Origin of the sequence: Arthrobacter sp. SLBN-122, assembly GCF_006715165.1 — a bacterium.
Taxonomy (GTDB): Bacteria; Actinomycetota; Actinomycetes; order Actinomycetales; family Micrococcaceae; genus Arthrobacter.
Map to the genome: position 1 here is coordinate 852,059 of NZ_VFMS01000001.1, position 12,728 is coordinate 864,786.

General features: G+C 57.1%; 8 protein-coding genes and 1 pseudogene. 6 read left to right on the forward strand and 3 right to left on the reverse strand.

The genetic code is table 11. The annotated features are described in order from the left end of the window. Positions 1-26: 26 nt before the first annotated feature. Entirely contained in the window at positions 27-2,237 is a 2,211-nt protein-coding gene (locus FBY36_RS03990; protein WP_160141871.1) for an acyltransferase family protein, read from the reverse strand. A 700-nt stretch (positions 2,238-2,937) separates the two neighbouring features. On the opposite strand from FBY36_RS03990, the gene FBY36_RS03995 reads away from it, so the two are divergent. Next, the gene (locus FBY36_RS03995) at positions 2,938-4,404 is read left to right on the forward strand and encodes an O-antigen ligase family protein (protein WP_142117443.1); all 1,467 of its coding nucleotides are present in this window, start codon (positions 2,938-2,940) and stop codon (positions 4,402-4,404) included. 251 nt (positions 4,405-4,655) lie between these two features. On the opposite strand, the pseudogene FBY36_RS21125 reads toward FBY36_RS03995, so the two are convergent. Beyond that, positions 4,656-4,883, reverse strand: a pseudogene (locus FBY36_RS21125) (DapH/DapD/GlmU-related protein); the annotation flags it as partial. A gap of 513 nt (positions 4,884-5,396) precedes the next feature. Between FBY36_RS21125 and FBY36_RS04005 the strand changes: the two are divergent. Beyond that, entirely contained in the window at positions 5,397-5,621 is a 225-nt protein-coding gene (locus tag FBY36_RS04005) for a hypothetical protein (protein WP_142117444.1), read from the forward strand. A gap of 340 nt (positions 5,622-5,961) precedes the next feature. Here FBY36_RS04005 and FBY36_RS04010 read toward each other — a convergent pair whose 3' ends face one another. Continuing rightward, entirely contained in the window at positions 5,962-6,789 is an 828-nt protein-coding gene (locus FBY36_RS04010; RefSeq protein WP_142117445.1) for an MBL fold metallo-hydrolase, read from the reverse strand. A 674-nt stretch (positions 6,790-7,463) separates the two neighbouring features. Here FBY36_RS04010 and FBY36_RS04015 point away from each other — a divergent pair. From FBY36_RS04015 to FBY36_RS04030, 4 genes are all read left to right on the forward strand, one after another. Next, complete coding sequence (locus FBY36_RS04015; protein WP_142117446.1) at positions 7,464-8,951, forward strand: polysaccharide biosynthesis tyrosine autokinase; 1,488 nt, start codon at positions 7,464-7,466, stop codon at positions 8,949-8,951. A 144-nt stretch (positions 8,952-9,095) separates the two neighbouring features. Next, positions 9,096-10,613 (forward strand): lipopolysaccharide biosynthesis protein, encoded by a 1,518-nt coding sequence (locus FBY36_RS04020; RefSeq protein ID WP_142117447.1) that lies wholly within the window; start codon positions 9,096-9,098, stop codon positions 10,611-10,613. Positions 10,614-10,651: 38 nt separating this feature from the next. Then, positions 10,652-11,683 (forward strand): polysaccharide pyruvyl transferase family protein, encoded by a 1,032-nt coding sequence (locus FBY36_RS04025; protein WP_235008933.1) that lies wholly within the window; start codon positions 10,652-10,654, stop codon positions 11,681-11,683. Further along, complete coding sequence (locus FBY36_RS04030) at positions 11,680-12,693, forward strand: glycosyltransferase family 4 protein (protein ID WP_142117449.1); 1,014 nt, start codon at positions 11,680-11,682, stop codon at positions 12,691-12,693. The genes FBY36_RS04025 and FBY36_RS04030 overlap by 4 nt, the downstream gene beginning before the upstream one ends. The last annotated feature ends 35 nt before the right edge of the window (positions 12,694-12,728 follow it).

Consider the following 12,728-nt stretch of genomic DNA (forward strand, 5'->3'; position numbering starts at 1 on the left):
ACCGGCGTTTGGTCATTCCTCAGAAGTCATGGCTTCAAGGATGCGGCCGGATCACCGTTTAGTGCTTCTGCCACGACAGCAGCCAGGGTATCGGTGTACTCGCCAACCATGTGGATGCCATCGACGCGAACAGGGTGGTTTCCGATGTAGGGCGGGCACACCGCAGTCGGTGTGCAGAACCAGTTGGATACGTCGATGTAGCGTACCGGCACGTTGGCCTTGGCTTCCGCTTCAACGGCAGCCTTTTCGCGTGCAGTGACTTTCCACCAGAAGTCGGAGATTTGCGCCGTACATGTCTGGGGCGTGCTACCAGCTACAGCGCAATCGTTCAGATTAGGGCCACGAGGCGGAACGCTAAGCATGGCGATCTTGCTCGAAGTGCCCAATTTCGACAGGCTGTCTCGGCCGCCAGTTTCCCACTCTGCCATGGCTGCTGCCACGTCCTTGCCGGCAACTGTGTTACCGATGGAGTCAAGATTGGCGACGATTACCAAGGCGGGCCTGTGCTCGGCGACGTAGGCAAATGAAGCGGCTCGGTGCGACCCGCAAGCTTCCTGATCCTTGTTGGCCAGCGTCACGGCAAAGACTGGGCAGGCGGACCTGGTCAACATTTCGATGCGATAGCCCTGCGGTTCAAGGGCCCCGCGAATGGCTGGCATCCAACTAGCGGCCATGCTGTCCCCCAAGACGACTGCAACCTTGGAGGACTTCTTGTCGCCGTACACGCAGTCGGCGCCCCATTTCTCGGCTGGCACTGTGAGGCAGCGATCCGTGTACACCTCCGGCGCCCACGAGGAGTTTCCAAGAGAATCGAGAGAGGGGCTGAGCTCGGGCCACGCGGTGCTGGTCAGGGAAGCAGCAATCTTGTCTTGCACTCCTTGTACAGCCGGACTGAACATTGGCGCAGCAACATTGGCAGCCCCTGAGGGTCTGGGTGCCGCGACGTAAGCAGCCGACGATGGCGTTTCCTGAGGCGTCAGAGCTAACAGTGAGGTACCGCCGGTTATTACAGCAAGTACAGCGAGACCAATATAGGCGGCCTTGCTAGATACTCCAGCCCCAAGCTGCATGCGAGGCAGGCGGAACGGACGGTGCGTGCGGGGACGCCTCTTCCTGCTGGCGTCGAGCCAAGAGGATCGGCGAATCTTGTCCTCCACGAAGTGGTACGACAAGACTGAAAGGCCGACAGACATCGCGAGTGCAAGATAGAAATAGATTGGTTGCGTTGCCGGGACATAGGCCGTCAGGAGGATTATGACCGGCCAGTGCCAAAGGTATAGCGAGTATGAGATGTCGCCGATGTAGCCTGCTACCCGGTTTGTCAGCGGTTTCAGGAAGTCCCGGGAGCTTCCGGTTCCCGAAACGATAACCAGTGCCGTCGCTAAAACCGGGAGTCCTGCCCACGGGGCAGGAAAAGTCGATTCTGGGGTGATGATGAACAAACTGGCTATAATGCCAGCCAGACCAGACCATCCTAGGGCGGGTCGGATCGCTTGGGGTATCCGTGCAAGGAGACCAACCGAGGCGGCGAGAATTGCGCCGACACCGAGTTCCCAAGCCCTGGAGACGGTCGAAAAGTATGCCCAAGAAGGCGATGTTGCGGACTCATGCATGGCCCATATAAAGGAGCCTGCCGTGAGGAGGACAAGAGCGGTAAGGAGAAAAGTCTTCCGTACCCTCTGCTGCCGCACAGACTTGAAGCCGAAACCAAGAATCACGACCATCACTATCGGCCACACCATGTAGTACTGCTCTTCGACAGCGAGGGACCAGTAGTGCTGCAAAGGTGAAACAGGCCCTTGGTTCTGCATGTAGTCGGTGCCCACGAGAGCCAGATGCCAGTTCGCGGCAAAGAATAATGACCAGATAGCGTCAACAGCCACTGCCTGCGCCCTGGTCGCTGTGTAGATCGACCACGATGCAGCCACGGTGACAGCAAGGACCAAGACGGCAACAGGTGTGATGCGCCGAATTCGACGGCGGTAGAAGTCAACGAATGAAATCCGCCCAGACCTGGCATGTTCCTTGATGAGCAATCCAGTGATCAGGAAGCCCGAGATCACGAAGAAGACATCAACACCAACGAAGCCACCCGCCGGAAGCTTGAACAGGTGGTCTGCGATAACAGACAGGACGGCTAAGGCGCGAAGGCCCTGAATATCGAGCCGCTGAAGCGATTTCCCCGGCTCGGCTCTCGCCGCCGTGGCACGCCCGATCGCGGTCGCGGAACTATCCATTGTTTTCCCCCAGAAGAAATAAGACCTACGGGCCATTCTACGGCTTGGACGGCATCAATCACGTCGCTGGTATCCGGGGTGTGGACATTGCCGACAACAGGTTCTACCAGAACGACAACATGCCAGCCGATAACATCTACCGGTGGTTGACACTCTGGCACCTCGGTTTCGTCGCTCAGCATCGATTCAAACCTCAACAACGGGCGAGCATCGAACTTCCGGGACAAGTTCATTCTGAACATTGCTCCGACACTGACCTCCGCCGCTTGGAACAGCATCACTGGCAATGCGGGTCTTCATTTGCCAGTGTTCTTTCGGGCAGCACTCCGCCAAAACCGGATTCATGTATCGAACACGGCCATCAACAACGACACTTCCAATGTGTGGAGTGACAACATCAACTCCGCCGCATTCAATGGCGACTGCACCACGAAGTGGATGGTCATCCCACTTTTCCTCGCGGGCGCTCCGGTGGCTGCCATTGTTACGCAAGCAAGTGCTGACGCGACCAGGCCCTTTTACGGCCCTATACGTTGAGGTGGATGCCTCCAACATCACGGTCAAGCACACTACAGCACCAGCCAGCGGGACCAATAACGTTAAGCTGAACTGGTTTGCGTCGATCTGGACTCGGTACTAGCAGCGGTGGGCGCGGGTCTTCGTGGTGTAGGCTCGCGCTCCCACCTGCTAGCGTGATGGCATGTTCGCGGTAACTATTGGGGGCGCCTTCGCGCTTGTTCTCGGCCTGTTCTTCGCTTTGGGGCCGATCATGGGGGCGGTTGCTGCAGCAGGCGTCATAGCTCTGGCGATGCTGACGATGCGCCCAGCGTGGACCGCGTACGTTGCCATTATTCTGGGGGTGACTGCCTTCCCTGCCTTCATCCCGTATAGCGTCCAGCTCGGCTCAACTACGGTCTTCATGTTCGAGCCGTTCCTGTTCATGGCCGCCGCATGGGCAATCGCCACGCACCCGGCCATCTCCAGAGCGAAGACCAGGGCAACCCTACTCGCGGCCTTACTGGGGTGCGCGGGCGTGGCTGGAATTGCTCTAAAGTACCCAACCATTGAAGTGATCAGCGATGGCCGCGGACTGCTAACCGTGCTCTTGTCCATGGTCGTTGCATCACGAATCTTTGGAACGCCCGAAGCGACGGCCGCCCTTCTCGTCCTTCGTTACTCGCTCTGGACCTCTCTCGGCGTCATCGCACTTTCGATGGTTCTGAAATTCAAGCTGGCTGGCAGGACAGAAGCTGCCGCATTGTTCCTGTCGAGCTCGGGCGCCGGCACGAGTGATTCAACCAGGTTCCTCACCGCCGCTACGGAGATTTCCGTACTCGTCCTGTGTGCCACGCTCGCCCTCGTCGTAGTCGGTCGAGCAACCTTGCGGCAGGTCAACCCCTACCTCGTGCCAGCTCTGCTGATGACATTCCTGGGCTTCTCTCGGAACAGCTTTCTTGCCGTCGGCATGGCCGTCATCTTTGCCGTCGTGGCGGCCCGGACCATCAAGCCCGTGACCGTGGCCGCCCGGCTGTCCATCTTGGTAGGGATCCCAATTTTGATCCTCTGGCTTGCCCACACCGCCATTGGAATTCCAGGAGGGGACTTCGTCGTCACCCAGGTCAACGCCTTCATGTCCCGAGTAGTGGATGGACTGGATACCTCAACCCTCAACGATGACACCTCAGTGCAGGCTCGTATCAACGAAGACGCTTACCTCATGCAAGCCATCGGCCAATCACCAGTGGTTGGCCACGGCTTCGGTTACGCCTATCGACCAGCCGTTGGGCCGGTTGGTAGCTTCTCCGCCACGAAGGGCCAGTACTACGGCCACAACTTCTACCTCTGGATCACCGTCAAGACAGGGCTATTTGGGCTCGGCGCCTTCTTCATCATCGCCATGGCACCGGTCCTGGCCTGCCTTCGTAGCCGGACTTCTGAAACTCTGGCCCTGGGTTCCGCCGGCGCAGGCCTGCTGCTTTCCATTGCATTCGCACCCTTCCCAAACGACGTGAGCAACGGCGGCAGCATAGCAGTAGGGCTCCTGCTTGGCGCGCTCATCACAGCCGTCTACAAGAGCGACAACTCGCTAACGTCCGGCCTTGGACAGAACATCGGGGCACTTGTAGACCAAGGCGATGCCCGCAAACTGGTCAGCCGAGTCCACTGACGCGCCACGGGCGACGAGAAAGCGCTGACTTCATCCGTCGAGCTGCCGCCCTTGTACATTTTGCAGATCTCGTCCCCGGCGACATTGAGTTGGGCGCCTAACTGGCGGGCAGCAGCGGTTGCGCGGCCTCGGTGTAGCTCATCCCAGAACACGAGCGCGCCAACCATGAGCACCTTGACCAGCGGCGTGTCCAGGTTTGTCCCCGTCAATTCTAATCTCTGAAGAACACCCGGTCGAGCCGGGCTCGCCGGTCAGATAAACCAGGGGGCGTGACTGCGGGCATTCGTCCACTCATAGGACAGGTCCGCGGTTCGCTGCCCGATCTTCTTTGCCGGGATGCCCCCAACCACCGTATACGGCGCAACATCTTTCGTGACTACGGAGTTGGCCGCCACAACGGCACCCTGCCCGATGGTCACGCCGGGCAGGACGGTGGCGCGGAAGCTGATCCATGCACGGTCACCGATCACGATGGGGCCACCTGACGTGGCAAAGCTGGGGCTGTTGTAGTCGTGTTGGAGAGTCCAGAGAGCGACCTCGCTGGAGAAGTTCACGTTCTTCCCGATAGTGATCCCCTCACGCCCGTCCAGAGTGGCCCACATGCCGATAATTGAACCGGCGCCGACGCTGATGTTCTGCGCGTCACGGACCTCCCGCCAGCGGTACAGCTTGGCCGTGGGGGCGACCTTCATCCCCATGAGCTTCGCGCCCAGGGTGCGGAGCGCGCCAGAGGGGATGCTGCCCACGACTTCCCCGGCTGCAAAAGCTGCGCCGGATCTTGCACCGCGGAGCTTAGGCCATATAGACGTGGATTTAAGCGCGCTCTTGAGAATCCCCATGCGTGAATTATATGGGGTCAATATGACTGGCATTGTCCATGCTTTCGTCCTCCGGCGGAACGTTGATTATCCCCAAGGGGCAGTACGGTTCCTGTCAGCTCCGAAAACGTTCCAGCCGGTGTCTGGATTACTGGCGAGGGCTATAACTGCTCCATGCAGTCGCCCCTGACCAGCAGGCCCAAACGCGGGACGGTCGTTGCAATCAAATCGCCGGCGTGGATCAGTGAGATGCTGCTCGGTGTTGCGATGTCGCTCTTCGTCCTCTGGCTGGCCCGGCTGCGCCAAGCAGGCAAGCGGAACGTCCTGCACGCCACCCTTGAACCTAAGGCCCTCGCTGGCACCGGCAAATGGTCTTACAGCCTTTTGCCTGATCCATAGCCCAATCCTCGCCTTGGGCAACCTCCTGCTGCTCAATGTGCAGATGCCCACGCTCTCCCGTTTCCGCCTCATGGTTGCCGTTGCCCTGCCCGTTGCGGTGGCCCTGTCATACGTCTTCAACCTACTCGGTGAACGGCACTCCATGACGAGTCAGCAGAAGACTGCAAAGCGTGGGGCAACTACGATTCCTGGCGCCCGTCATGCGGCCGAATCTATGGGCAAATAGGGGCCAATAAGACCGTTTGCTAGCCTGCCCACGGCCTCCAATGGCATGAGCAATATCCGTATCGGTGCCGTTGCCTGGCTGTCGCGTAGGGGCGTCACCAAAAAACCGCAGGCCTTATGACTCACGACTCGATTCCCCATGACTCTCCTGCAAACGCTTGATGAACCACCGAGACTGCTCGGGTCCGTATGGCAAGACAGGAATGGCCTTAGTGGCGTCGTTGGGTGTGTCGCGAATGGACTGGCGGGCTTGGCGGACGGCGGTGCTCATGGTGTTCGCCATGGTTTTGACGAACTGGTCGCTGCAGGGCTTTCCGTGGCCGGGGATCAGGAATTCGTAGCGGTGGCGCAGCGCCGAGATATGCCGGAGGGCGTCGGCCCATTCCTCGGGGTATGAGTCCTCGAACGAGGGGTGGGCTCCCTGCTCCACAAGGTCCCCGACGTAGAGAGTGCTGGGCGTTCCCACCAGGAGATCACCATCGGTGTGACCGCGTCCGAGATAGAACAGGGTTGCCGTAAGGCCGCCGAGGTCCACCAGTACGGGTCGGTCTTTGACGATTACGTTAGGGACCACGAGCTCGACGTTCTCACCTTCACCGGCGGCCATCTCAGGCTCCAGCGCGCCAACGTGCCGGCGCTGCACGTCACCGCGCTGATCGATCTCGGTGGCACAGTTCTGATGGGCCCAGAATTCTGTGACCCCTTCTTCGGCGAAGACGGCGTTGCCGAAGAAGTGGTCGTAGTGGGCGTGGGTGTTGACCACAACGAGGGGCAGGTCTGTCTTCTTCCTGACTTCATCCAGAATTTCGCGTCCCTGGCGAGGACCGCAGCCGGTGTCAACGACCATGGCACGTTCGGAGCCAACGATAAGGCCCGCGTTTAGCAAGGATCCTTCAGTGACCAGTACATAGTTGTTGGTACCGGCTTCCAGCCATTCTGACATTGTTTCTCCGTACCTTCTGCAAGCAGTGTGTGTTCGCCTTGGTGACCGATTCTACGCATTCACGTCTCGGGCGTTTTGCTGCGCGGGCCGACTTTTGACTGCTAATCACGGTGCGGGGCCACTACCTCGGTTGGTACTGGCCCTCACCCGTATTGCCGGTCGCAATGGCCGCCCATGAACCCCGAGTTCCAGGCATCCTGGAATGTCACCGCTGACCCCACGCAGGTGTGCGTTTAAGTGCGAAAGCAACTCTGGAAGTTCAAGAACTGGCTCTAGCCCTGCCGACGACCGATCGTGTGCATCGGTCATACCTTTCGCCAGGCGGATAGGGCATCCACGGCTGCTTCTTAATAGAAAACGTGGTTCAGGACGCCTAGGTCCAAGGCGTCAAAGTACTCGACGAGATCAGCCCGGGTAGAAAGCCGGGTAAAGTTTCGCCCCATCCGAACCTGAACCCCTCGGCTCCGCATTCGGTTGCACCATTTGAAGGGCCCAGGGGAAGCGTGAAGCAGGACCCAGCAAACATGCACGGATTCGACGCAACGTATCCTTTGGGCGACAGCCCCGGACCAGGTCGTCACTCAGTCCAAGGTAGAATTACGGGGACTCACGCATTTTGCCGTTCTGGGGGCGGCTGGTCTGAATGCCCCCGCAATAAACTAAGGGGCCCGAGCTTGGACCTACGCGAGTACTTGCGCATCTTTCGACGTAACTGGTTACTAATAGTGGCTGTCACCCTAACGGGTTTGCTCGCTGGCGGAACCTACTCGATTCTAACGAAGCCTACCTACACTGCAGAAACACAGTTGTTCGTGGCCATTCAGAGCTCCGGTTCCGTACAGGAACTGCAGCAGGGAAATACTTTCAGTCAGGCGCGAGTTCAGTCGTACGTCAAGACCGTCTCGTCCCCCGTGGTACTCCAGCCGGCTATCGACGCCTTGGGCTTGGCAGTCGCCCCCCAAGAACTTGCAAAACGCGTAAAGGCGACCACAGACGCCAATACTGTACTCATTACTATCGCTGTCGAGGACGGCTCCTCCGTACAAGCCGCTGCTACGGCCCAAGCGGTGGCAGATAGCCTCGTCAAGGCCGTCGACACATTGGAGAAACCAAAAACTGGCGGTACGTCACCGGTTAGTCTGTCGGTCATCACGCCGGCCATCGCGCCCACCTCACCGTCAGCACCAAACACCAAAATCAACCTAATCCTTGGGCTGCTCGTTGGTCTTGCAGTTGGTGCCGCTATATCGATACTAAAGTCCACGCTCGACACCAGAATCCGCGGTGAAGCAGACGTGCGACGAGTAAGCGATGCCCCGCTGCTGGGTGGTATTAGTTTTGATCCTTTGGCGACACGAAAACCGCTACTGACACAAGCGGCGGCACAAAGTCCCCGAGCAGAATCCTTCCGCCAGCTCAGAACGAACCTGCAGTTTGCCAACGTAACCGGTCACGCGACGTCTGTCCTTGTAACTTCATCTCTCCCTGGAGAGGGCAAAAGCACCACCGCCACGAACCTAGCCATCGCCTTGGCCCAGGCCGGAAATTCTGTGTGCCTTATCGACGCTGATCTTCGTCGGCCGATGGTTCACGACTACCTGGGCCTGGACAGGAATGCAGGCCTGACAACGGCACTTGTTGGGGCGGCAGATGTGAACGATCTCCTGCAGCCGTGGGGAGAAGATAACCTTCACGTCCTTACATCAGGACAGATCCCTCCCAATCCAAGTGAACTCTTGGGTTCCGACGATATGAGACACCTAATTGAAAGCCTGGAGGAAGCATTCGATTCGGTCGTGATCGACGCTCCACCACTTCTTCCTGTTACAGACGCAGCCGTACTTTCTCGACACGTAGGGGGCGTTGTACTAGTGATCGGATCACAGAAGATTTCCCAACAGGACCTAGAAAAATCCTTGAGCGCTCTCGACCTCGTTGGTGCAAATCTTCTTGGGGTGGTTTTAAACAGGCTACCTGTGAAGGGGCCCGATGCCTACGGCTACAGTTACTACAGCAACGACCAAGGCAGCGACTACCCGGGCGAATCTTCAGGCAGAAATTCATCTGACGCCCCGAAAGTGCGCCGTTCCCGAGACAATACCGGAGAAGGAACGACACAAACTTACCGATCCCCAAGCAAATTTCCGCTGGGCCATAACTGACCCCCAGCACGGATTGGAGCTGAGTCAAGACATCATGAACGCGGAGACCTCGAAAGCCCTGTCGTTACAACTGCCGGTGTGTTTGAGTTTTTTTGATTTATAGCTTGCCCGCCCATCTTCTTTGAGTTGCATAGGAATTCACACATGGCTGCTATGCCCCGCGTCGGCCAGGCCACCGGCCGGCGAGGAAACACGGCGAAGGGGATATCATTTAGTGCTCTTGCCGGGGTCGCCTCTTTAGTTGCAGGCGTAGTATTACTCCCCCTAGTCCTTTCGACTGTTGGGCCCGCGGCATATGGAACTTGGTTGTTTCTCCTAGCGGTCGCATCCTTTCTTTTCTTTCTGGATCTCGGTGTCGGGACAGCGATAGTGCACTTTCTGTCTCGTTCTCGAAGCGGTGACGAAACCACGGACCCCGATAGGGTCACGTCAACGGGACATGCCTGGGCTGCCGTATCTTGCCTGCTCGCCCTCGGCGTTTTCGTTGTTGTAGCGATCAACTATGCCTACGAGGCTCGGCAGAGTGTGGGCGGCACTGAGTTTTCCGTCATGATTATTGCCGGTATCGGCATACTCGCCACCATGGCGGTTCGACCAATGAGCTCCGTACTTTTTGGATCGGGTTTCCTGCACATTGAAAGAACCTATCAAGTAGCCGGAGTTCTTGTTCGGGTGGTTGGAACACTGGCAGCTTGCTGGCTGTCCGGCGGCATTATTGGCGTCGTCTTGGCGGAGGCTGTTGCCCTTATGGTTCCTCCCATCATGGCGACCGTTAAAGTACGTCAATTACAACTCGTCCACTTGCACTGGAACAAAGTATCAACCACCGAACTAAAACGAATGATGGCCTACAGCCTCGGAGCCTTCAGTGTTTCCATGGTCGGCGCGTCCATCTTACAATTCGGAACGGTCATCATCGGAGTCATTGGTAATGCCAATCAGGTCGCCTATTTCAATGCGGCATTCCGAATATACGCAAGTGTACGACAGGTTATTGGCTGGCTTACAGATCCCTTTCGCTCAGTGCTGAGCAGGCTATATGTCAAAGACTCGATCAAAGCGAACGTCGTGCTCTACGATCTTCTATTTGTCGCCTTTGCGGCGTCGGCAATTGGATGTCTTTTCCTCCTTGTCACGCTACCTGTGGTGCTACGGATCTGGCTTGCCGGGTCCGTCCCGACCACAGAAGTTGCGACCGCTGCAAGCGCCCTCCTTGCAGGTCTCATCCTAAATGCACTCCACATACCGCTGATCCCAGCATCTGATGCCGCTGGAAGTCCAGGCGCCTTCCTGCCCCATCAGGTTCTGTGGCTCGTTTCGTACGCCGGACTCTCCCTGCTACTCTTCCCGATCTTGGGCATAACAGGGGTGGCCATCGCCATGACAATGCCGTTGCCCATACTAGAATTCGCATATTTATTGACAGCTGGGCGCACTGTAAATCTTGATTACAAGCGATGGTTTACCCAAGTGGCACGTCCAGTTCTTCCGGTGCTTGTTCTAGGACTGATTGCCGCTTTGTTTACCGCAACATTTTCCCAGCCAGCATCCATAGTCGTGGCTGGATTATTTTTTGTCGGATCGAGCATATTATTCTTGTTTCTGACACGCGTTAGCTGGTCCTACAGTTCCGTACTCGGATCGTTACGCACCGAAGCATAAGTGAAGCGTAGGAATCGAGATAGGAATATGCATTGAGCATGACACTTAAGTCCGTTATTTCGGGTTTCAGATTGGAGACTGAAACAGCTTTAATTGAGGCCCTGGATGGGATCGACCAAGTTGCTTTGCTTGATTTTCCGTCACATATGAATGTCGGCGATGGCATGATCTGGGCCGGCGAGCGGGCGTACCTGGGGTCCTTGGGCATTCGAGTTCGATACACCTGCGACATCGAGCGCTACAGCCCGATCGCCCTCAATAGGATGCTTCCCACAGGTGCAATCCTTCTTCACGGTGGCGGGAATCTTGGGGATGTCTGGCCCAAGTTTCAGGCTTTTCGAGAACGCGTAGTTCAGGATTTTCCCGGGCGAAAGATCATCCAACTTCCACAAACACTCTTCTACGACTCGCCCACTCGAGCGCGAGAAACTGATCGGATTTTTGGTAACCACCCAGACCTAACCGTCATGTTGCGTGACGAGAACTCCATGGAAAGGGCCGAAAAACTCCTCCCGTCAGTTCGAACGGTGTTCGTACGTGACATGGCCCTTGGTTGGAGCCCGGATGTTCCAGCTTCGAATATGAGCCGAAATGTTCTCATCTTGGCTCGTAGGGATACAGAGTCTAAAGGATCAACAGCTAGCCTTGCCAAGGAACTCAGTAACATAGCTGAGGTTGAGGTTGCGGATTGGGGACTAAAGGCTCTGAACCATGCAAAATGGAAGGCCGTAAAAATTCCTGGCCGGGTCGCGCGTCAAAATGAAGTATTGCTAAATTTACCTCTGACCGCCAAGGTCCTTGCGCAATCATACGAGCGAATGCTCAAAATGAATCTCCATGCAGGAATTCACGAATTTTCCAACCGGAAGCTTATCATCACCGATAGGCTGCATGCGCATGTGCTTGCTTCGTTGATGCAAATTCCGCACGTCGTATTGGACAACTCCTACGGCAAAGTGCGATCTATCTACGAGGATTACACTCATCAGTTCCCTTCAGCTCGGTTCGCCACTTCTCAAACAGAAGCGCTGGAACTCGCCAGTGAACTGCTGACGAAGGGAACCGCATGAATAAAGTCGAGGTGCTTTACGCAACTGGCCGCGGCGTACCTGCATGGGAAAAAGCCTATGCCGACGGAATGGTTCCGGACCGATGGCCTTATGGATTGCATCAGGTCAGCGCGGGCCCGGGCAATCCGGCCGGCTATTCTGAGGCGCTGCCCTTGGCCCCGAAGTCTTTGTTGAAGTGGCTGGCCGCCAGCCTTCATCGACGGAACAACAACTACACAGCCATCGCCTGGGACGAAGATACGGCGATTCGGCTCTTCTTCGAAAAGCCTTCGGCAACAAAATATGCCGGGGTCATCTGGGCTACTGACCGCCTACTGCGACAAGAATTCAATGCGAAGGACATAATCCTGCGTAGAATACTTCCAAAGTTTGACGGACTATGGGTGTTGGGTCGCGCTCAAGCGGAAGTCCTCCGGAATTGGTTAGGTCGAGATACGCCCCCCATCTCGTTCTTGCCATTCGGCATCGATGAAGAATTTTTCTCGCCTTACGAGTACCCTGAAAAGCCCCTTGTCCTCAGTGTCGGACGCGACCGGGATAGAGATTCCGCCACACTCTTCGAGGCTCTGGAAGAAGTGAATCGCGTTCGACCCGATGTCAAGTTGGCGGTGCAAACCACGGCATCTGCTGCGGTACCGCGGGGGGTGACGTTGCTGCCGATGATGCCTCACACAGCGCTGCGTAAGCACTACCGGGCCGCGTCTGTAGTGGCGGTAGCAACTCGACCCAACGTTCATGTATCTGGGATGACGGTCGCATTAGAGGCGATGGCGACTAGCCGACCCGTAGTCATAAGTGCTACGGAAGGCATGCCGGATTACGTCGAGGACGGCATTTCAGGCCTTCTCGTTGAACCACAGAACGCCGGCTCTATGGCCTCTGGCATACTTGGACTTTTGCGCGATCCCGTAGAGGCCGCAGAAATGGGAAAGCGAGGACGGCAGAAAGTGGAATTGCATCACACCACGCAGAAGATGGCCCAACTTTTGTCCGGCATTATCCAGCAGTAGCTGGCCGCACTACCTATTTTCGATTAGACACGAGC